The following is a 21,519-nucleotide window of genomic DNA, read 5'->3' as shown; positions in this document are numbered from 1 at the left end:
TATGATTTCAAGAATTCCATTTTATATTCTGATCTGCCTGTTGGTTGTGATTGGTCTTAGCTTTAGTTTTCACCGCCATAACACCTACGGTGTACCCTGGACACCCGGTGAAAAGCGCCAGGTATGGGATATCGAAGCGAGGGTCGAGTTTAACGGTACCGGTGCACCTGCCAAAGTGTCTCTTGCAGCGCCTAAAACTCAGCAGGGTTATACCCTTATTGAAGAGTTTTCCGCCTCTCCCGGTTATGGCGTGGCTTATATCCAGACAGACTCCGGCAGAAGAGCGGAGTGGTCTGTGCGCCACGCAGAAGGCCCGCAAACCATCTACTACAAAACCCAGTTCCTTGCCGATGACAATGCCGGTGTAATCCCGGTTCCTCCGGACGAAGACAGCATAGGGAAGCCGGTGTTTAACCGCTCGCAGGAAGCAGCAGCCATCGCACTTATAAAGCAGGCAACAGCACGTTCAGCAGACAATATCACTTTTGCGCGAGAGTTAATCAAAGCATTAAATGATAAGGAGAGCCAGAATGCTTCCCTGCTTTTGGATGGCACCAATAAGCCAGAGCTGGTTTCCCACCTGCTCTCTTATTCTGATGTCCCCAACAAAATTGCAGGTGTTATTTTTCTGGAAGACGGACGGAGACGTCAGTCTATTTCCCATATGATTCAGGTCTGGAGCGGCGAAAACTGGATACTGTTTGATCCGGATTCCGGCACTCAGGGACAGCCTCAAAATGTTCTGGTCTGGGATGAGTCAAATGTCTCTCTGCTTGATGTAGTCGGTGGTCAGGACAGCCAGATCCACTTTTCCATGATCGCCAACGAAATCTCTCCCCGGGCAGCCACGGAGAGCAAAATAACCGCTGATAACCTGATTAACTTTTCCATTCATAGCCTGCCGCTGGAAGAGCAGGCGATGTTTAAGACCATTATGCTTATCCCGATCGGTGCACTTATCGTGGTGTTTCTCAGAATCATTATCGGCCTGAAAACATCAGGCACCTTTATGCCGGTTCTGATTGCGGTGGCCTTTGTCCAGACTCAACTGGTTACCGGGATAGTCGGCTTTTTAGTGATTGTGGGAACGGGCCTGATTATCCGCAGTTATCTGTCACGACTCAATCTTCTGCTGGTGGCCCGGATTTCAGCCGTGATTATCACGGTTATTCTGATCATCTCTGTGTTTACCGTTGTGGCATTTAAGATAGGACTGACTGAAGGTCTGAGTATTACCTTTTTCCCTATGATTATCCTCTCCTGGACAATCGAGCGTATGTCCATTCTATGGGAAGAAGAAGGCGCAAAAGAGGTACTGATTCAGGGAGGCGGTTCACTGCTTACTGCGGTAATTGTCTATCTGGCAATGACCAACTCCTATATTCAGCACCTGACCTTTAACTTTATCGGTCTGCAGCTTGTTGTTCTGGCGGCCATTCTGGCACTGGGTAACTACACAGGCTACCGTTTAACCGAGCTAAAGCGCTTTAAACCGCTGGCGGAGAGTTAAGTCTATGTTCAGTCGATTTACCTCCCCGCTTAAGTTAAAAGAAAAAGGCATCATGGGGATGAACCAGCGAAACAGCGGCTACATTGGCCGCTACAACGACCGCTCAAAATACCCTCTGGTGGACAATAAACTCAAAACCAAGCTGATTGCCGAACAGGCCGGCGCAACTGTGCCAAAGCTAATTGGCGTTATCAGCCATCAGGCCGAAGTCAGGAACATCCACAAAATGATAGAAAGCTGGCCCGGCTTTGTGATCAAGCCCGCTCAGGGGAGCGGGGGCAAAGGTATTCTGGTTATCATTTCCCACCAGGATGGCACATACACCAAACCTTCAGGTGCTGTTATCAACCGGCAGGATGTAGAGCGTCATATCACCAATACACTGGCCGGACTGTTTTCCCTTGGCGGCAAAAACGACGTTGCCGTGATCGAAAACCTGATTAAGTTTGATGACTGTTTTGATGGCTTCAGTTATGAAGGCGTGCCGGATATCCGCATTATCGTTTTCAAAGGCTATCCGGTTATGGCAATGATGAGGCTTTCAACCGCAGCCTCAGATGGAAAAGCCAACCTCCACCAGGGCGCTGTTGGCGTAGGCATAGATATCGCAACCGGCAAAGCGGTCCGGGCAGTACAGTTTGATCAACCCATAAACCAGCACCCCGACACAGGAAAAAACCTCAGTGAGCTTCAGGTCCCCCACTGGGAAAAGCTACTGACCCTGGCATCAAGCGCCTGGGAAATGACCGGCCTCGGCTACTTAGGCACAGATATGGTTCTGGATAAAGAAGAAGGCCCAATGGTGCTGGAACTCAACGCCCGTCCGGGACTGGCGATACAGATTGCGAATGGGAGCGGGTTGCTACCCAGGCTTATGCATGTTGAGGGGTTGGGGGTTCCGGCGGAGTATCCGGGGGCTGTGGAGAGGGTGGTTTATTCTCGGAGGGTGTTTGGGGCTGGATAATGGCTATGGGGCTATGGGGCTATGGGGCTATGGGGCTATGGGGCTATGGGGCTATGGGGCTATGGGGCTATGGGGCTATGGGGCTATGCAAGATTTGATTCGACTGCACATAATGTCAAACTTTTTAGCTTTTCCCTATAGCCTTATTTCCCTCAAGGACGAAGTCCGTCCCCTAGTCCCCTAGCCCAAAATCCTATTTCCCCAACGCTTCCTTATAATGCTGCCGGCAAACCGAAACATACCTGTCATTCCCGCCGATCGCTACCTGATCACCTTCCGCAATCGGGTTACCTTCAGCGTCGGTACGGATCACCATGTTAGCTTTGCGGCCGCAGTGGCAGATGGTTTTTAGTTCGATCAGTTTGTCTGCCCAGGAAAGCAGGTATTTGCTGCCTTCGAACAGCTCTCCCAGAAAGTCAGTGCGGAGGCCGTAGCAAAGTACCGGGATATTCAGTTTATCTACCACTTCTGTTAGCTGGTAAACCTGTTCGCGGGACAGGAACTGGCATTCGTCGATTAAGATGCAGTGCAGCTTTTCTTTCTCATGCAGATCGGTAATTGCCTGCAGAAGATCGGTATCGGTCTGAAACAGGTGTGCATCAGACTGCAAACCAATCCGGGAAGCAACTTTACCGACTCCGTAACGGTCATCCAGTGCAGCAGTAAAGATAACCGGGTTCATTCCCCTTTCTTTGTAGTTGAAAGAAGACTGTAAAAGGGTTGTGGATTTACCTGCGTTCATTGCAGAGTAGTAAAAGTACATCTGAGCCACAAGGGTGTTCCTATCTTATCTGTCGGCAATATTCTTTGCCTTTACGGTTATAAAAAAAGCCCGTGAGGGCATTTTGTATTTTTCTGTCATTCCGGCGTTTTTTATTCCGTCATCCCGGAAATAGCGAAGCCATTATCCGGGATCTACTATCCACGCGTTGTAGTGTTAACAATAACCTTTGCCTCTACAACGCGCTTCCATTAGATTCCCGCCTTCGCGGGAATGACGAATATTTAGCAGAAATGACCGATGAAAGCCTTACTAGCCGCGACGCCAGGTCGTGCCTTCCGGGCCATCTTCCAGAACAATGCCCATCTCGTTCAGTTTGTCACGGGCCATATCAGCATTTGCCCAGTCTTTTGCTGCGCGGGAATCGTTACGCAGTTTGATCAGAGCTTCAATCTCAGCCACTTCATCATCGCTGCCTGCGTCGCCTTTCAGGAAGGCTTCTGGATCCTGGTAAAGAATACCGATAACATCAGCAAGCTCACGCATTAGTGCGCCAAGCTGAGATGCTGCAATGATATCTTCCGTTTTAACCCGGTTGATTTCGCGGGCAATATCAAACAGCACAGAGTAAGCAATTGGCGTATTGAAATCATCATTCATCGCTTCAGTAAAGCGGGTAACATACTCTTCGCCACCAGCAGGCTCTGCTGACATGTCCAGCCCTTTCAGTGCGGTATACAGACGCTCAAGTGAAGCACGGGCCTGATTCAGGTTATCTTCACTGTAGTTTAGCTGGCTGCGGTAATGACCGGACATCAGGAAGTAACGTACTGTCTCTGCATCGTAGTGCCCAAGCACGTCACGAATGGTAAAGAAGTTACCCAGTGACTTAGACATTTTCTCTTTGTCTACCATCACCATGCCACTGTGCATCCAGGTGTTCACGTACTGAGTATCGTGAGCACAGCAAGACTGAGCAATTTCGTTTTCATGGTGCGGGAACTGAAGGTCTGAACCGCCGCCATGAATATCAAAATGGTTACCAAGAATCGCAGAGTTCATCGCAGAGCATTCAATGTGCCATCCCGGACGGCCAGGGCCCCATGGCGATCCCCAGGTTGGTTCACCCGGCTTAGACATCTTCCACAAAACAAAATCCAGCGGGCTCTTCTTCGCACTTTCAACATCAACACGGGCACCCGCCTGAAGCTGTTCAAGGTCCTGCTTAGAAAGCTTGCCGTAATCGTCATACTTGCTCACTTCAAACATGACATCGCCATTTTCAGCAACGTATGCAAAGCCGCGCTCAATCAGGCTTTCAACAAGTTCGATAATCTCCTGAATAAAATGTGTCGCACGAGGCTCAACATCCGGGCGCTTCATGTTCAGCGCATCGAAATCCTGATACATATCCTGGATCAGACGCTCTGTCAGAGAGTCACAGCTTTCATTGTTTTCAGCTGCACGCTTAATGATCTTGTCATCGATATCTGTGATATTACGAACGAAAGTCAGATCGTAACCCAGGTAGCGCAGGTAACGTGAAACCACATCAAAGGAAACAAACGTGCGTCCGTGGCCAATGTGACAGAGATCGTAGATAGTCACTCCACAAACGTACATGCCAACTTTACCGGCATGGATGGGTTTGAATTCCTCTTTTTGACGTGTGAGCGTGTTGTATATTTTTAGCATGATCTCTATCTAAATCTGGTTGATATAAAAACAGAGCGTGAGTATAACAAGTCCAGCTTGTTTTAGTCACTTCAAATATCGTGCAATTGAAGGTAATCAGCAGTTATATCAATCCAAATTACCGAATGGTGACTATTATTTACTCAGAGACAGTAAACTACTCCTCCCAGGAGTCTATAATGGTTTGAATGTGGCAAATGTTCAGCTAGACTAAGCTCTTGTACACTTATACAAATACAAAATATTTGAAAGGAAACTAACATGATCGTCCTTCACACAAACTTCGGCGATATCAAAATTCAGCTAAACGAAGAAAAAGCACCGGAAACCAGTGCTAACTTCGCGCAATATTGCCGCGACGGCTTCTACGACAATACTCTGTTCCACCGTGTAATCGATGGCTTTATGATTCAGGGCGGCGGTATGACTTCAGGCCTTAAAGAGAAGGCGACCCGCGCTCCAATCAAGAACGAAGCGAACAACGGTCTGAGCAACAAGGTTGGCACACTGGCTATGGCCCGTACTATGGAACCGCATTCAGCAAGCTCTCAGTTCTTTATCAACGTAAACAACAACACCTTCCTGGACTTCAAATCAGAAAGTCTGGATGGCTGGGGTTACTGCGTATTCGGTGAAGTTGTTGATGGTATGGATATCGTTAACAAGATCAAAGGTGTTAGCACAGGCACCATGGGTATGCACCAGGATGTACCGCTTGAAGAAGTGGTTATCACCGGCACTACCATCGAAGAGTAATCACTCCTTGTTTCTCCCCCCTTTATCAGGGGGAGAAATGTATCTAAAGGCCGGAACAACCGCTGCTAAGACTATGACAACATTTTTTATTGCCGACCTTCACCTGACTCCATCACGCCCGGATATCACCCACTGCTTTTTTGAATTTATGCGCAACGAAGCTGCAAGTGCAGATGCGTTATACGTTCTTGGTGATCTCTTTGAGTTCTGGGTGGGTGATGACGACAACAATTCGTTTAACCAATCCATCAAACAAGAGTTCAGAAAACTGACTGACAGCGGCGTCCCCTGCTTTTTTGCCCATGGAAACCGTGATTTTTTGGTCGGAAAACGCTTTGGTAAAGAAACCGGTGTGACCTTGCTCGGCGACGAAAGTGTCATAGACCTGTATGGAACCAGAGCGGTAATAATGCATGGCGATACGCTCTGCACTGATGATCTTAGCTACATTGCCTACAGGGAAAAAGTTCACAAGCCCTGGCTGCAATGGCTATATAACCGCTTGCCACTTTCAGTAAAACTAAAAATTGTCGCAAAAGTTCAGTCAGATATTGGTGAAGACAAAAAACAGAAGTCTTTAGATATTATGGATGTGAATCAGCAGGAAGTAGAACGCGTGATGCAACTGCATAACTGTAACCTGATGATTCATGGACATACCCACAGACCGGGAACTCATGTTTTTGCTTCTGACGGGGCGGAAAAAACGCGAGTTGTTTTAGGCGACTGGTATACCCAGAGCTCAGTTTTGGAATGCACTCCCGGAAAACAGGAGCTGCAAAGCAGAAATTTTTTATCTGAGACGAAAAATAAGCACGATACTTAATATATTCATGCTTTTTCTCCGGAAACAACGTATCATCCATATACCAGATTTTTATTGTTATTTTTGTCAGAGTCAGTCAAATCCATGAAAGATGCCTATTCTTATGTTGCGCGCCAACCTATCCTAGATAGAGAAAAGAAAACAGTCGCTTATGAGCTGCTGTTTCGTGATGGCCCTAAGAATACTTTCCCTGAAGTAGAGCCAGAGCTTGCAACAAGCAGGCTGCTTTCAGAGCAATTTTTAAGTGCGCAATCGGACGCGATCGGATCAAAACTTGGATTTGTTAACTTCCCATACAACAGCCTTATCAATGGTATTCCAACACTTTTTCCAAAAGATAAAGTGGTTGTAGAGATCCTGGAAGACTGTGAACCCACTGATGAACTTCTGGAAGCCATAAAACAGCTTGCAGCCAAGGGCTATAAAGTCGCGCTGGATGACTTTGTTCCAAGCCCGGGCTGGATTCGCTTTCTGCCTTACATTGATATCATCAAGTTCGATATTCAAATCGTTCCTGTTGCTAAAGCAATCAAGTTCATTGATAAGCTCAGGGAAACCAAAATTCAGTTTCTGGCCGAAAAGGTAGAAACCTATGAAGAGTTCCATGAAGCAAAAGAAGCGGGTTTCGACTTTTTCCAGGGATACTTTTTCAGCAAGCCTGAAATACTGCAGCAGAAAACCATTGAACCATCCTTTCTGACAACCGTTCAGTTATCCAGTGAAGCGGCTGCAGAGGATATTAATTATGACGAAGTTGAGCGCATCATCAGCACAGATGTGTCACTCTCCTATAAGCTGCTGAGGTACGTTAACTCATCGGCAGCGATCAGCTCAGAGATCAAATCCTTCCATCAGGCTCTGGTTTATCTGGGACAAAGCCGTCTGAGAAAATTTATCGCGCTTGTTGCACTCACTTCAGCAAACGAAAGCAAGCCGGACTCTTTATATGGTCTTTCCATACACAGAGCGCGTATCTGTGAGCTTTTATACCGCCGTCTGGACAAAAAAAATGATGGAAAACAAGCCTTTCTTGTAGGCATGTTCTCACTGCTCGATTCTTTGATGGACCAGCCTCTGGAATCCATTCTTGAAGCCATTCCTCTGGATAACGCCATTAAAGATGCGCTGCTAAAAAAAGAGGGTGCGCTAGGTAAACTGTTATCGGTTTCCATTGCCTATGAAAATGCAGACTGGAAGGCTCTGACATGGCTGGCCGATGAACTGGGACTCTCACAGCAAGAGCTGATCAGCAGTTACGAAAGTGCAACGGAATGGGCTGAAGAGCTGTTTTCCGGGAACTAATCTCCAATATTTCATTTCGTGGCCTCGCCTGAGGTCACTTTGTATCGAAAGGCAAAGTCATGTCCGAATCCAATCTTCAAACCTGTCCCTGCTGCAGCGGAAAAAGCTACCAGGAGTGCTGTCAGAAAGTCCACCTGAACCATCAGGCAGCAGTCGCTCCAGAGCAGCTTATGCGCGCGCGCTTCTGCGCTCATAAACTCAAACTCACGGACTTTGTCGTTGCTACCTATCACCCGTCCTGCAACGCAGAAGAGGAAAGAACCGGCATCGAAGAGTCAGTAAACCTGGACTGGACACGACTGGAAATCATCAAGGCACCAAAACCAGATGCAAAAGAAGGTTTTGTTGAGTTTAAAGCCTATATGTCAGAAAACGGTGTTGAGCACTGCATGCATGAACGTTCCCGTTTTGTCAGAGAAAATAACCTCTGGTACTACATTGATGGCGAATTCCCTGAACCGGCAGAGCCAGAAGCTCAGAAGCCAGCCCAGTCAACCAAAGTTGGCAGAAATGATCCCTGCCCATGTGGCAGCGGAAAGAAATTCAAGAAGTGTTGTGGTTAAGGGGAGTTACTCCCCTTCCATAAAGCTCAGGTCTGGCAGCATATCCAGGTGCTCTGAGTAGCGCTTTTCATTAAACGGTTCCTGATTTTTCATCACATCAAAAATCTCAACCGCCACCGCACACGCCATCAAAGCAACCGCATCTTCTCTTGAGGTTCCCGTCATGGTAAGGCGCATCAGGGTCTCTTTTACCTTAATTGGGTTTCCGTCAGCCAACTGATTCTCAATAATCTCAACCAGTGTATCCTCATTTACAAATTCATTTTCTTCAGTCATCAGAACTCCAATGTTTAAGTGACTTAATATCCAGTGCTTTGCTGCTAATATGGTGTTGATGGAACAAACATACTTAGCCAGGGAAGGCTAAGTTTGAGCGCCCATGGATGGCCCGAGCGTTTTGTGGAATCAACACCATATTGGCAGCGACAGGGGGTTAAGACTCCACCCCGCAAATTTTCACCTAACTATGACAGAACAAACAAAAATTTCGAGTATTTTCTTTCCCCGTCAATTTTATTACACAGGACGAAACTGTGAACAACATCCCGAAAACTGTATCCCGGAGAATCTTTCTGTTAGAATCACCGCCCGTGTAATTTTACTGGTGTTTACCAATGTCTGATAACAGTCAAAAGAAAGTCATTGTCGGTATGTCCGGCGGCGTTGATTCATCCGTTTCCGCTTATCTTCTTCAGCAACAAGGCTACCAGGTTGAAGGCCTGTTTATGAAGAACTGGGAAGAGGATGACAACGAAGAATACTGCACAGCAGCAGATGATCTGCGCGATGCTCAGGCAGTATGTGACAAACTTGGTATTCATCTGCATACAATCAACTTTGCAGCAGAATACTGGGACAACGTGTTTGAATATTTCCTTGCCGAATACAAGGCAGGCCGAACGCCTAACCCGGATATTCTTTGCAACAAAGAAATCAAATTCAAAGCCTTTCTGGACTTTGCTGACGACGTGCTGGATGCTGACTACATCGCAATGGGTCACTATGTGCGCCGTACTTTCCCGGAGAATGGCGAAAAGCCTCAGATGCTTCGCGGTTTAGACGGAAACAAAGATCAGAGCTACTTCCTGTACACACTAAGCCACGAGCAGGTGGCAAGAAGCCTGTTCCCTGTGGGCGAACTGGAAAAGCCAGAAGTACGTCGCATCGCGGAAGAACAAGATCTGATAACGGCTAAGAAAAAAGACTCAACCGGTATCTGTTTTATCGGTGAACGTAAGTTTACCGATTTCCTTTCCCGCTACCTGCCTGCACAACCGGGTAAAATTGAGACGCCGGAAGGAAAAGTTATCGGTGAACATATGGGCCTTATGTACCATACTTTAGGTCAGCGCAAAGGCCTTCAGATTGGCGGCCAGAAAGGCGGCGGCGGTAATGAAGAGCCGTGGTACGTTGCAGATAAAGACCTGAAGCGTAATGTACTGATTGCAGTACAGGGTGCCGACCACCCACTGCTGAAATCTCAGGGTCTTATCGCTTCTCAGCTACACTGGGTAGACAGAGGCGTTATTACTGAGCCGACCAGCTGCACGGTAAAAACCCGTTACCGTCAACAAGATATTCCGTGTACAATCATCCCGGTAGATGATGAAAACATCAAAGTAATATTTGACGAACCTCAGGTAGCCGTAACACCAGGACAGTCCGCAGTGTTCTATAATGGTGATGTCTGCCTTGGTGGCGGAATTATCGAACAACGAATCTAATTAAATCAGGAGTTAATACGTGGCGAATTCTCTTTATGACCGTACCATCGCTTTTGCAGGCATATGTCAGGCTGTTACCTTAGTTCAGCAGGTTGCCAAAGACGGTTATTGTGATTCCGCCGCGTTTGAAACTTCCATCAAAGCAATCCTGAATATCAACCCAACCAGTACGCTTGACGTATTCGGCCATGAGTCAGACCTGAAAATTGGTTTAGAAACTCTGGTTAAAGGCATCGACAGCACTCCGGCAGGCAGCGAAGTTACCCGCTACATTATCAGCCTGATGGCGCTGGAGCGTAAGCTGAGCGAAAAACCGGACACTATGGGCCAGTTGGGTGACCGTCTTCAGATGATTGCAAGACAAGCCGATCACTTTGAACTTATGGAAGATCAGATGATCGCCAATATCGCCAGCGTTTACCTGGATGTCATCAGTCCGGCAGGACCACGCATTCAGGTAACCGGCACCCCATCCGTATTACAGCAAACCAACAACCAGCAAAAAGTACGCGCCCTTCTGCTATCAGGTATCAGAAGCACCGTACTTTGGCGTCAGGTTGGTGGTAAGCGCCGCCATATGGTGTTTGGTCGCAAGAAAATGGTCGAGCAAGCACAGATTTTACTGGCAAGAATTTAATCCCACACAACCAACCTTTTTTATTCAGGAGAAACAACATGGAACTGTCAGCATTGACTGCTGTTTCACCGGTAGACGGCCGTTACGGAAGTAAAACGATTGCGTTACGTAGCATCTTTAGTGAATATGGACTCCTAAAGTACCGTACTATCGTTGAAATCCGTTGGTTACAGAAGCTCTCAGCAACGGATGCAATTAAAGAAGTACCTGCTTTCAGTGCAGAAGCGAATAAATTCCTTGATGAGCTGGCAGCAAACTTCAGTGAAGAAGATGCTCAGCGTATCAAAGATATCGAGCGCACAACCAACCACGACGTAAAAGCGGTTGAGTACTTCCTGAAAGAGAAAGTCGCTGGTGTTCCTGAGCTGCATGCAGTAAATGAATTCATTCACTTTGCCTGTACTTCAGAAGATATTAACAACACTTCACACGCTCTTATGCTAAAAGAAGCGCGTGACACTGTTGTTCTTCCTGAAATCAAAAACATCATTGATGCTATTCGCGCTCTTGCAGAAGAATACCGCGATATTCCTCTGCTTTCCCGTACACACGGTCAGCCAGCTTCACCTTCTACTATGGGTAAAGAGATGGCTAACGTTGCTTACCGTATGGAGCGTCAGTACAAGCAGATCGAAAATGTTGAGATTCTTGCGAAAATCAACGGCGCAGTTGGTAACTACAACGCTCACCTTTCTGCTTACCCTGAACTGGACTGGCACAAGTTCAGCGAAGAGTTTATCACCCAGTCTCTGGGCGTAACCTGGAACCCATACACAACTCAGATTGAGCCGCACGATTACATCGCAGAGCTGTTTGATGCAATCGTCCGCTTCAACACCATTCTGATCGACTTTGACCGTGACGTTTGGGGCTACATCGCTCTGGGCCACTTCAAGCAAAAGACTATCGCTGGTGAAATCGGTTCTTCAACCATGCCACACAAAGTTAACCCAATCGACTTTGAAAACTCGGAAGGTAACCTTGGTCTGGCAAACGCAGTATTCAGCCACCTTGCACAAAAACTGCCTATCTCTCGCTGGCAGCGCGACCTGACTGACTCTACGGTTCTTCGTAACCTTGGTGTTGGCTGTGGTTATGCAATTATCGCTTACACTTCAACACTGAAAGGTATCAGCAAGCTGGAAGTTAACCGTGACGCGCTTCTTGCAGAGCTTGACCAGAACTGGGAAGTTCTTGCAGAGCCGGTACAGACGGTAATGCGTCGCTACGGCATCGAAAAGCCTTACGAGAAGCTAAAAGAGCTGACTCGCGGCAAGCGTGTTGACGGTGAAGCTATGCGTAACTTTATCGACGGTCTGGAGCTTCCAGAGGAAGAGAAAGCACGTCTTAAAGAAATGACACCGGCTAATTATATTGGGCAGGCGATTGAGCTGACTGATAAGCTGTAAAGGTCCTGGGTTTATAGGCCCTGGGCCCTTGGTTTTTGGGCTATGGGATTTCTAGCCTATTGATATTTAAAAAGCGAGCTGGTTTGGCTCGCTTTTTTATTTGCTCTTAGCTCGGTTCCTTTTGCTAGATAATTTTTCGCAAGTTCTTCAATTGCTAAGCGGTCTTTCTCTCGAAGATCAATCATATTCCTGTGCCCTTTTCCATACTTCCAGCTCCGAAGGCCTCAGTCTGTAACGCACAAGAATCCCTTCATGTATAATTCGTAACTCTTCTGTTACCAGTGCCGTTATAATTTCTTTATCCCGCTCACTCGATTCATTGCTCACAGAATCCTGAATAATATCCAGCGGAGAAAGCTCAGGAGACAAAATCACCTCCCTTACAATCGCTTTTACCCTCTTTCTGTAATGCAGTTTCTGCATGTCCGGCGCAACCAGTTCCCGTTTTACTTCTACGTACTCTCTGACAGATTCTCCGTATGCCCATAGATAAATATCTCTCAGCAGCTCTACCCTGTTCATTTCATATACACCGAGTATCGCTTTGGTATAAGCCTCTTCAGGAACACCGATAAATGTTAGCGGACACAGGTTTGCTTTTAACAACGGGATGTTAGCAGCAAGGCGGGAAGTTCGCTTGTTTACATCGGCAAATGGTTGAAGGTAGGGCAAATGAACCATGATAAAAAAAGACTGCTCAAACGGATCTTCTATTTGATTTGCTTTATCTAATATCAGCCTGAACTGAACACTTAGCAGCTCTTCAGAAGACATTGGTTTGTATACACTGCCACCAATTCCTACCATATGCTTTCTGATGCGTCCTTCATCTTCTGGCTCCGGTAGCAGACCCTCTGACAATGCACCGTGAATATTCAGAATTGTATAGGGGTTAAACTCAACTAATTCCGCATCTTCAATCAACATCTCAATCGCAGTTTTGTGGTTTAGGATCATCAGGGTTTCAGTATAGGCTTTACCTTCGGCATGGTTTCCATACTTGAGCAGCTCTACAGTATCGAGCTTGCTATAGGTGTTACCTTCAAGGTGACTGGAAGCCCATGATAAATCGATTAGGATACGGTTATAAATATCTCTTCCATAGGTTCCCGCCGGCTTTGTTTCGTAGCCCGTAGTGCCTATCCGGTGCAGTTGTCTGCGTATTGGCTCCGACAGATAATAGCTTTTATTGGGGACATAAGAATTCAGAAACTCCTGATCATAGCCAACACTATGTCGTGCATGAACGGGTTGCATCAGATATTTAATAATATCTCTGCTATCGGGAGAAACCGGGATAGATGAAGATAAGCCGTAAACCGGAGGATCTTCTTTTATTGCTGAGTGTACGTAAGAAATATACTTTCTTGACCTGCCCTCACCAATCGTCTCTAACAGACCATCAGCACTGAGCTTGCCAAGCCAGCGTTGCACAGTTCTTCTGCTCAGATCCGGGAAAGCTTCTGTAATTTCTGAAACAGAAACCGGAAACACCTGCTTTTCAATATACAAAAAAAGCTCATTCATTGTCATAACTCAACCTGATAGAAATCGCGCCAGAAACAGATTGACTATGCCATAATTGCGCCACAAATCAATTTATTGCGCCAAGTTTTGGGATGAATCGCGCCATTTTAGCAGGTGGCAGGTGGCAGGTGGCAGGTGGCAGGTGGCAGGTGGCAGGTGGCAGGTGGCAGGTGGCAAATTTATAAAAAAAAGCGCGATAAAGTCAAACCTTTCCGCGCTTTTTGCTTTTCCTGTAACCTGCAGGACGAAGTCCGTTCCTGCTGCCTGTCGCCTATTTTATTTGTGCCTTTCCTTCAGCTTATTAACCACATCATTCATAGACAAACCCTGATCCTGAAGCAGAACCAGCAAGTGGTAAATAAGGTCAGCTGATTCACAAACCAGCTCAGCTTTGTCGCCGGAAGTTGCTGCCAGTGCCACTTCTACGCCTTCCTCACCAACTTTCTGAGAAATACGCTTTGTACCACGTGCATACAGGCTGGCAGTGTAAGAGGAATCCGGATCGGCATCCTTACGCTCTGCCAGAAGTTGCTCTAGCTGAGCCAGCCATACCATTTGTGACTCTTCCTGCTTATCACCGTCAAAACAAGTCGTTGTACCCAGATGACAAGTTGGACCGATAGGGTCAACCTTCACAAGCAGAGTATCGTTGTCACAGTCCAGAGCGATGTTCTTTAGCTGAAGAACGTTGCCAGATGTCTCACCTTTGGTCCAAAGGCGCTCTTTGGTGCGGGAGAAGAAGGTTACCTGCTCAGTATCGGCTGTTTTCTTCAGCGCGTCCTGGTTCATATAACCCATCATCAGAACCTGACTAGACTGAAAATCCTGAACAATCGCAGGCACCAAACCATCGATCTTGTCCCAGTCAATACGCTCAATAATGGTTTCAATATCCGAAGCTTTAAAACCTTCTGTCAATGTACTCATAAACGGATCTCCACGCCCTCTGCTTTTAAGTATTGTTTTAGTTCACCAATATTGATGACCTGCTTGTGGAATACCGATGCTGCCAGTGCACCATCTACATCCGCTTTTTTGTACGCTTCTGCAAAGTGTTCCATCGCACCTGCACCGCCTGATGCGATCAGAGGCACATGACAGACTTCGCGAACCATATTTAGCTGCTTGATGTCGTAACCGTTACGTACGCCATCCTGGTTCATCATATTCAGTACAATTTCACCGGCACCGCGCTTTTGTACTTCCTGAACCCAGTCACGAGTTTCCCACTTAGTCGCCTTAGTACGCTCTTCGTCACCGGTGAACTGGTAAACCTGATACTTACCGGTTTCAGAATCAAAGTAAGAGTCGATACCCACAACAATACACTGAACACCAAACTTATCAGCAAGCTCAGTGATCAGGTTAGGATCAGCAAGCGCCGGTGAGTTAATAGAAACCTTATCAGCACCAAACTCAAGGATACGCGCTGCATCTTCAGCAGATTTAATGCCACCAGCAACACAGAAAGGAATATCAATCACTTCTGCAACACGTGCTACCCAGCTTTTATCTACCACGCGCCCATCAGAAGACGCAGTAATATCATAGAACACCAGCTCATCTGCACCTTCTTCCGCATAACGCTGTGCAAGCGGCACTATGTCACCAATGATTTCGTGGTTACGGAACTGAACGCCTTTTACAACCTGCCCGTCTCGTACGTCAAGACAAGGAATTATTCGCTTTGCCAGCATGCAAATGCCTCCTCTGCGGTAAACTTACCATCAAGCAGTGCGCGGCCAACGATAACGCCGGCAACGCCGCTGCCTTTCAGTGCTTCAATATCTTTCAGGCTACCGATGCCGCCTGATGACTGGAATTCAATCTGCGGATAGGTGTTGCACAGGTCAACGTAAAGCTCTACGTTTGAGCCCGCAAGCGTACCGTCACGGGAGATATCTGTACAAAGTACGTGCTTAAGACCTACGGTCAGATAGTTCTCAATCAGCTCTTCAATCGATACGCCAGAATCTTCCTGCCAGCCAGAAACGGCTACGCGGCGGTTGCCGAACTTATCGATATTGATATCCAGAGCCAGAACGATTTTCTCAGGGCCGTATTTTTCCATCCAGCCTTTTACCACTTCTGGCTGTTTAACCGCTGTTGAACCAACAACAACACGCTGAGCACCCGCTTCAAGCAAATCCACAACGTCCTGCTCGCTACGAACACCGCCACCAATCTGGATATTGGCCGGAGTACTTGCCAGCAGCTTAGCGATAAGATCAAGCTGACGCGCTGACGTATCCTTTGCGCCTGTCAGATCCACAAGATGCAGCCAGTCTGCGCCTGCTTTGTTGTACAGGTTAAACTGCTCTGCCGGATCCACTTTATATTCTGTTACCTGCCCGTAGTCACCCTGATACAGGCGGACTACCTGGCCTTCAATTAAATCTAATGCTGGAATAATCATTTTTAATTCCTTTTACTCGCCCCCTCCCCTTCTGTATGCATTCCCACGCTGGAGCATGGGAACGAGGGAGGAGAACCAAAAATTTATAGTTCCAAAAAGTTCTGAATCAGTTTCGAACCTGCTTTGCTGGAACGCTCAGGGTGGAACTGAACACCGTAGTAGTTTCCACTCTGTACCGCAGCTGAGAACGGGTTGCCGTAGTCGCAGCTTGCGATGGTATAGTCACCTGCCGGCATTGCGAAGCTGTGAACAAAGTAGAAGTACTCACCCTCTTCGATACCTTTAAACAGAGGATTACCCGCTTTGGCAGTCACAGTGTTCCAGCCCATATGCGGAAGCGGAAGATCTCCGGTTTCCATCAGGCGGACTTCACCTTCACAAAGACCAAGACATTCAACGATATCATCAGCCTTAGAGCCTTTTTCCATGGAAAGCTTACCTAAAAGCTGCATGCCAAGGCAGATGCCCAGAAGCGGTTTTTCTACCTTTTTCACCAACTCAATCAGGTTGCGCTCTTCTAAGTTCTTCATTGCTTCACTTGCTGTACCTACACCCGGCAGGAACAGTTTATCAGCCGCAAGAACCACTTCAGGATCTTTAGAAATCGTAACTTCGTAGCCCAGTCTTTCAATGGCAAATTTTACAGAAGATACGTTGGCACAGCCTGTATCAATAATAACTACCTTCTGATTCTGACTCATTTACAGCACTCCTTTACTGCTTGGCATCTCATTGCCTTCTACTTTAATCGCCTGGCGAAGTGTACGGCCAAATGCCTTAAAGATGCTTTCGATAATGTGATGATCGTTATCACCCGTCGATGAGATATGAAGCGTACACAGCATAGTATCTGACAGAGACTTAAAGAAGTGCTCGGTCATCTCAGTGGAGTAATCACCCACCATCTCACGGCTGAATTTAGCATCAAACACAAGGTAAGCACGACCGGACAGATCCAATGCACATTGCGCCAGACACTCATCCATTGGAAGCGAGAAGCCGAAACGGCCAATACCGCGCTTATCACCCAGAGCTTCGCGAAGTGCCTGACCCAGAGCCAGCGCGGTATCTTCTACCGTGTGGTGATCATCAATATGCAGATCACCATCAACCTTCACTTTCATCTGGAAACCGCCGTGTGTCGCGATCTGATCCAACATATGGTCGTAAAAGCCAAGGCCGGTAGAAATCTCGTTTCCACCCTGACGGTCAAGGTTCACTTCAATTGAGATATCCGTTTCTTTTGTCTTACGGACAACTTTTGCAGTGCGCTCTTTAACGGTCAGCTCGCGCAGAATCTCGCGCCAGCCCATTGTCTCCGGGTTGTACTGAATACCGCGGATCGCCATATTTTCAGCAAGCTGAAGGTCGGTTTCACGATCACCGATAACAGCAGAGGTTTTAAAGTCTACCTTACCGTTTTGCAGATACTCTTTAACCAGACCCAGACTCGGCTTACGGCAAGCGCAGTTATCTTCTTCAAAGTGAGGGCAGATAAGAACGTCATCAAACCTGATGCCCTGAGATTCGAAGATCTGCATCATCATATTATGCGGTGCATCGAAATATTCCTGCGGATAGCTGTCTGTACCCAGACCATCCTGATTAGTTACCATCACCAGACGGTAGCCTGCGTCCTGAAGCGCCAGAAGGCTTGGAATCACAAAAGGTTCCAGCTCCAGTTTGTCGAGTCTGTCGACCTGAAAATCCACCGGAGGCTCAACAATTAAGGTGCCGTCACGGTCGATAAATAGAATTTTTTGTTGGTTGCTCACTAAATACTTCCTTATTTGTCAGCTCTTCGCGGAGTTAAGGAGTTCTCGTTCCCATGCTCCAGCGTGGGAATGCATACCATAACCAAAGTGATCATACATAGTACACATCTCCCGACTCATTTTGCCCCTTATGCATTCCCACGCAGAGCGTGGGAACGAGGAGAAAGGGAGCTCCTCGGCTTAAAACTGCTCTTCAATAAACGCCAGCGTTCTTTCACACTCTTCCCTGCTGCCGATGCTAATTCGCACACAGTCATCAATCGGAGAGTTACGCAGGATAATGCCTTCATCCCATGCCGCTTTAAACAACTTATCGCCTTGTGGGAACTTAACCAGCAGGTAATTACCCCAGCCTTTAAATACGGTTACCCCTTCCAGCTTTGACAGCCCTTCTTCAAGATAAGCACGATTTTCGCAAAGCGTTGCCACCTGCTCTTTGGCCCTTGCAAGACCGGCTTCTGAAAGCGCCTGAGTGGCAATGTCCGCTACAGGGACAGGCACCGGATATGGCGCGATAACTTTAAGCAGCACATTGATCAGCTCTTCATTAGCCAGAGTAAAGCCACAGCGAAGACCTGCAAGTGCAAAGGCTTTCGAAAGCGTTCTCAGGATGGCCAGATTCTGGTATTTATCCAGCAGGTCAACCGTAGAAGCTTCAGGGCAGAAGTCGATGTAGGCTTCGTCCATTACCACGATAGCCTTGTCTTTAGTCATTTCCAGCAGAGCAATAATATCTTCACGGTTAATCAGGTTACCGGTCGGATTATTCGGGCTGCAGACAAAAACAAGCTTTACGTTATCCAGATTAGCTTTAATGCCTTCCAGATCCAGCTGCCAGTCACTGGTTGTCGGCACTGTCTTACGCTCAACACCAATGGTTTCTGCGCTGATAGAGTACATACCGTAAGTTGGCGGGCAGTACAGAATTGCATCTTCACCCGGCTCACAAAAAGCACGGATAAGCAATTCGATACCTTCATCCGCACCACGGGAAGTAAGTGTTTGCTCCGGTTTTACACCAGCATATGCAGCATATGCATTGATTAGCTCCGGTGGCTGACATTCACTGTAGCGGTTAAGCGCTGAAAATGTGGTCTTGTACTCGTTGTCGTAAGGTGACTCATTGGCGTTCAGCCAGATATCACCACTTCCTCCGATACGACGAGCCGAAAGGTAAGGCGTTAGCTTCTGAACCTGTTTCCTTGCAAGTTTCTCCACGGCCTTACTCTCCTTTTTCCAGCGCTTCTACACGAATTGTTACCGCACGTTTGTGCGCATCCAGACCTTCTGCTTCAGCCATGGTCACTACCGTTGGTGCCAGACCACGGATACCGTCTGCGCTTAGCTCCTGCACTGTCATGCGTTTTGAGAAATCAGCAAGGCCAAGGCTTGAGTAGGTTCTTGTGTAGCCGTAAGTCGGCAGAACGTGGTTAGTACCTGAAGCGTAGTCGCCCGCAGATTCCGGAGACCAGTCGCCAAGGAAGATAGAACCGGCGTTATCCAGTACAGGAAGCAGTTCGCGTGCGTTACGGGTCTGAACAATCAGGTGCTCAGGACCGTAGTAGTTAGAGATAGAGACACACTGAGGAATAGATTCAGCAATAACAATAACACTTGAACCCAGCGCCTGCTCAGCAATCGATGCGCGGGAAAGCGCTTTAAGCTGCTTTTGCACCGCATCGGCTACCTGATCCGCAATCACAGCAGATGGCGTTACCAGAACTACCTGTGAGTCCGGGCCGTGCTCTGCCTGACTTAGCAGGTCAGCGGCGATAAATTCAGGGTTTGCCTGTTCGTCAGCAATCACCAGTACTTCAGAAGGCCCGGCCGGCATATCGATAGCAGCACCACGGAAGTCGTTGCTTACCTGACGCTTAGCTTCAGTTACATATGCGTTACCCGGACCAAAGATCTTATCCACTTTAGCCACGGTTTCAGTGCCGTAAGCCATAGCGGCAACCGCCTGACCACCACCAACGTTGTACACTTCATCAATGTTACATAACTTAGCAACATACAGAATTTCATCAGCAATTGGCGGAGGTGAACAAAGCACAACCTTACGACAGCCTGCAATCTGAGCCGGAACGCCCAGCATCAGTACCGTTGAAGGCAGTGGCGCGCTTCCGCCCGGAATGTACAGACCAACTGTGTTGATAGGTCTTGTAACCTGCTCACAAACCACACCCGGCTGAGTTTCCACGCGAAGCGGTTGTGGCTTCTGCGCTTTGTGGAAAGTCGCGATGTTCTCGTAAGCCTGCTCCAGAGCCTGCTTCATTTTGTCAGAAAGGCGCTCAGACGCGGCATCAATTTCTTCCTGAGAAACACGGATAGACTCAGGACGGATACCGTCAAACTTCTCGGTAAGTTCAAGCAGAGCAGCATCGCCCTCTGCTCTTACTTGCTTAATCACACCTTCTACAGCAGAGGTGATATTTGCACCTTCAGTAATCGCAGGACGTTCCAGTACGGAGTCCTGCTGCTCTTCACTCAGTGATTGCCAAACGACTGTTTTCATCGTCTTACCCCAGCATTTTCTCGATTGGTAGTACCAGAATTGAGCTTGCACCCAGTTCTTTCAGTTGTTCCATCTCTTCCCAGAACAGATTTTCAGTACTTACCAGGTGAACCGCTACGCGGCTTTTATCTTCAGCAAGAGGCAGTACTGTTGGATCTTCAGCGCCCGGCAGAAGTTTTTTCACTTCTTCAAGCTTATCTGTTGGCGCGTGCAGCATGATGTACTTAGATTCTTTCGCCTGAATCACGCCCTGCATACGAGTCAGAAGACGGTTAATAAGTGCTTGCTTGTCGTCAGCAAACTCACCGGCACGCTGGATAAGGGTCGCTTTTGAACGGAAGATAACTTCTGCTTCTTTCAGGCCGTTTGCTTCCAGTGTTGCGCCAGTTGAAACAAGGTCAGCAATCGCATCAGCAAGACCGGCACGAGGAGCCACTTCTACAGAGCCCTGAAGAAGACAAGTGCTGAAATCAACGCCCTGCTCTTCCATATAAGCTTTCAGAAGGTGCGGATAAGTTGTCGCAATACGCATGCCTGCAAGATCCTGAGGACCGTTATAAGTTGCGTCTTTATCAACGGCGATAGAAAGACGGCAACCACCAAAGTCAAGGCGGCGAAGTGCAACAAACTCACTTGGCTCATCTAGTGCGATTCTGTCTAAACGCACTTCTTCCAGCTCGTTTTCACCGATAAAGCCAAGGTCAACAACGCCATCCATTACCAGACCCGGAATATCGTCATCACGAACCAGCAGCAGATCGATTGGCATGTTTTCAGAATGAACAACCAGACGCTCACCCATCAGATTAAACTTAACACCACATTTTTTTAGTAGTTCCTGGCACTCTTTGCTTAGACGGCCTTTTTTCTGGATTGCGATTCTTAGTCGTTGTGTTGGCATTGCTAATTCCCTGTTTCTAGATATTCGTATAATAAGTTGCTGTAAAACTGAAAAACCCCCGGAAGTGTTATCTCCCGAGGGTTCAAATCTGATGTATCTGACTTAAACTCCGGGAGACTGTCTCCCGGGCATGCGTACATCTCCCGAAAGACTACTCAGGATGATGGTGATGATGAATGTTCATTACAAAATTACGCATAAGTTTTTCAGCTCCGTTTTCTTGTGTTCCACACTAGCGGACGCGTTAACATTTTTCAACAGAAAATTTAGAGTTT

General features: G+C 47.5%; 22 protein-coding genes and 1 other annotated feature. Of the genes, 9 read left to right on the top strand and 13 right to left on the bottom strand.

What is annotated here, in order from left to right:
* The first annotated feature begins 1 nt into the window (after window position 1).
* Both L3Q72_RS04990 and L3Q72_RS04985 read left to right on the top strand, forming a co-directional pair.
* Window positions 2–1,510 (top strand): inactive transglutaminase family protein, encoded by a 1,509-nt coding sequence (locus L3Q72_RS04990; protein ID WP_275131566.1) that lies wholly within the window; start codon window positions 2–4, stop codon window positions 1,508–1,510.
* Between the two features lie 4 nt (window positions 1,511–1,514).
* The gene (locus tag L3Q72_RS04985) at window positions 1,515–2,474 is read left to right on the top strand and encodes an alpha-L-glutamate ligase-like protein (RefSeq protein ID WP_275131565.1); all 960 of its coding nucleotides are present in this window, start codon (window positions 1,515–1,517) and stop codon (window positions 2,472–2,474) included.
* A gap of 193 nt (window positions 2,475–2,667) precedes the next feature.
* Here L3Q72_RS04985 and L3Q72_RS04980 read toward each other — a convergent pair whose 3' ends face one another.
* Entirely contained in the window at window positions 2,668–3,246 is a 579-nt protein-coding gene (locus L3Q72_RS04980; RefSeq protein ID WP_275131564.1) for a thymidine kinase, read from the bottom strand.
* Between the two features lie 261 nt (window positions 3,247–3,507).
* On the bottom strand, window positions 3,508–4,890 hold the full coding sequence (gene cysS / locus L3Q72_RS04975; RefSeq protein WP_275131563.1) for a cysteine--tRNA ligase: 1,383 nt from the start codon (window positions 4,888–4,890) through the stop codon (window positions 3,508–3,510).
* Between the two features lie 261 nt (window positions 4,891–5,151).
* On the opposite strand from cysS, the gene L3Q72_RS04970 reads away from it, so the two are divergent.
* The 4 genes from L3Q72_RS04970 (at window position 5,152) to L3Q72_RS04955 (ending at window position 8,337) form a co-directional block, all read left to right on the top strand.
* Window positions 5,152–5,646 (top strand): peptidylprolyl isomerase, encoded by a 495-nt coding sequence (locus tag L3Q72_RS04970; RefSeq protein WP_275131562.1) that lies wholly within the window; start codon window positions 5,152–5,154, stop codon window positions 5,644–5,646.
* A 73-nt stretch (window positions 5,647–5,719) separates the two neighbouring features.
* Entirely contained in the window at window positions 5,720–6,472 is a 753-nt protein-coding gene (lpxH, locus tag L3Q72_RS04965; protein ID WP_275132071.1) for a UDP-2,3-diacylglucosamine diphosphatase, read from the top strand.
* A gap of 84 nt (window positions 6,473–6,556) precedes the next feature.
* Complete coding sequence (locus L3Q72_RS04960; protein WP_275131561.1) at window positions 6,557–7,774, top strand: HDOD domain-containing protein; 1,218 nt, start codon at window positions 6,557–6,559, stop codon at window positions 7,772–7,774.
* A gap of 59 nt (window positions 7,775–7,833) precedes the next feature.
* On the top strand, window positions 7,834–8,337 hold the full coding sequence (locus L3Q72_RS04955) for a YchJ family metal-binding protein (protein WP_275131560.1): 504 nt from the start codon (window positions 7,834–7,836) through the stop codon (window positions 8,335–8,337).
* A gap of 6 nt (window positions 8,338–8,343) precedes the next feature.
* Here the strand turns inward: L3Q72_RS04955 and L3Q72_RS04950 are convergent, their stop codons facing one another.
* Entirely contained in the window at window positions 8,344–8,613 is a 270-nt protein-coding gene (locus L3Q72_RS04950; protein WP_275131559.1) for a hypothetical protein, read from the bottom strand.
* A gap of 338 nt (window positions 8,614–8,951) precedes the next feature.
* Here L3Q72_RS04950 and mnmA point away from each other — a divergent pair, with 338 nt between their 5' ends.
* Genes mnmA through purB form a run of 3 tightly spaced genes read left to right on the top strand, consistent with a single transcriptional unit; the run spans window position 8,952 to window position 12,107 of the window.
* Window positions 8,952–10,061, top strand: a complete 1,110-nt coding sequence (gene mnmA / locus L3Q72_RS04945) for a tRNA 2-thiouridine(34) synthase MnmA (RefSeq protein WP_275131558.1) — start codon at window positions 8,952–8,954, stop codon at window positions 10,059–10,061.
* Window positions 10,062–10,080: 19 nt separating this feature from the next.
* Window positions 10,081–10,698, top strand: a complete 618-nt coding sequence (hflD, locus tag L3Q72_RS04940; protein ID WP_275131557.1) for a high frequency lysogenization protein HflD — start codon at window positions 10,081–10,083, stop codon at window positions 10,696–10,698.
* Between the two features lie 38 nt (window positions 10,699–10,736).
* Complete coding sequence (gene purB / locus L3Q72_RS04935; protein ID WP_275131556.1) at window positions 10,737–12,107, top strand: adenylosuccinate lyase; 1,371 nt, start codon at window positions 10,737–10,739, stop codon at window positions 12,105–12,107.
* A gap of 56 nt (window positions 12,108–12,163) precedes the next feature.
* Here the strand turns inward: purB and L3Q72_RS04930 are convergent, their stop codons facing one another.
* The 10 genes from L3Q72_RS04930 to hisG all read right to left on the bottom strand — a co-directional run bounded on the left by L3Q72_RS04930 (window position 12,164) and on the right by hisG (window position 21,244).
* Window positions 12,164–12,292 (bottom strand): hypothetical protein, encoded by a 129-nt coding sequence (locus L3Q72_RS04930; protein WP_275131555.1) that lies wholly within the window; start codon window positions 12,290–12,292, stop codon window positions 12,164–12,166.
* Window positions 12,285–13,640, bottom strand: coding sequence for a Fic family protein (locus L3Q72_RS04925; protein WP_275131554.1), 1,356 nt, complete (start codon window positions 13,638–13,640; stop codon window positions 12,285–12,287). The genes L3Q72_RS04930 and L3Q72_RS04925 overlap by 8 nt, the downstream gene beginning before the upstream one ends.
* Window positions 13,641–13,910: 270 nt before the next feature.
* On the bottom strand, window positions 13,911–14,561 hold the full coding sequence (hisIE, locus tag L3Q72_RS04920) for a bifunctional phosphoribosyl-AMP cyclohydrolase/phosphoribosyl-ATP diphosphatase HisIE (protein WP_275131553.1): 651 nt from the start codon (window positions 14,559–14,561) through the stop codon (window positions 13,911–13,913).
* The gene (gene hisF / locus L3Q72_RS04915; RefSeq protein ID WP_275131552.1) at window positions 14,558–15,331 is read right to left on the bottom strand and encodes an imidazole glycerol phosphate synthase subunit HisF; all 774 of its coding nucleotides are present in this window, start codon (window positions 15,329–15,331) and stop codon (window positions 14,558–14,560) included. Before hisF ends, hisIE begins: the two co-directional genes overlap by 4 nt.
* Entirely contained in the window at window positions 15,313–16,050 is a 738-nt protein-coding gene (gene hisA, locus L3Q72_RS04910) for a 1-(5-phosphoribosyl)-5-[(5-phosphoribosylamino)methylideneamino]imidazole-4-carboxamide isomerase (RefSeq protein WP_275131551.1), read from the bottom strand. Before hisA ends, hisF begins: the two co-directional genes overlap by 19 nt.
* A gap of 83 nt (window positions 16,051–16,133) precedes the next feature.
* Entirely contained in the window at window positions 16,134–16,751 is a 618-nt protein-coding gene (hisH, locus tag L3Q72_RS04905; protein WP_275131550.1) for an imidazole glycerol phosphate synthase subunit HisH, read from the bottom strand.
* Complete coding sequence (gene hisB, locus L3Q72_RS04900; protein ID WP_275131549.1) at window positions 16,752–17,825, bottom strand: bifunctional histidinol-phosphatase/imidazoleglycerol-phosphate dehydratase HisB; 1,074 nt, start codon at window positions 17,823–17,825, stop codon at window positions 16,752–16,754.
* A 180-nt stretch (window positions 17,826–18,005) separates the two neighbouring features.
* Window positions 18,006–19,043, bottom strand: a complete 1,038-nt coding sequence (gene hisC, locus L3Q72_RS04895; protein WP_275131548.1) for a histidinol-phosphate transaminase — start codon at window positions 19,041–19,043, stop codon at window positions 18,006–18,008.
* A gap of 4 nt (window positions 19,044–19,047) precedes the next feature.
* Window positions 19,048–20,343 carry a histidinol dehydrogenase gene (gene hisD / locus L3Q72_RS04890; RefSeq protein WP_275131547.1) on the bottom strand — a complete coding sequence of 432 codons (1,296 nt, stop codon included), beginning with the start codon at window positions 20,341–20,343 and terminating at the stop codon, window positions 19,048–19,050.
* Between the two features lie 4 nt (window positions 20,344–20,347).
* On the bottom strand, window positions 20,348–21,244 hold the full coding sequence (gene hisG, locus L3Q72_RS04885) for an ATP phosphoribosyltransferase (protein WP_275131546.1): 897 nt from the start codon (window positions 21,242–21,244) through the stop codon (window positions 20,348–20,350).
* 46 nt (window positions 21,245–21,290) lie between these two features.
* Window positions 21,291–21,420, bottom strand: a sequence feature (His leader region).
* Between the last annotated feature and the right edge of the window lie 99 nt (window positions 21,421–21,519).

Origin of the sequence: Vibrio sp. JC009 (assembly GCF_029016485.1) — a bacterium.
Classification (GTDB): domain Bacteria; phylum Pseudomonadota; class Gammaproteobacteria; order Enterobacterales; family Vibrionaceae; genus Vibrio.
The sequence above is the reverse complement of the archived record's forward strand: the minus strand, read 5'-3'. Positions and strand labels throughout refer to the sequence as shown.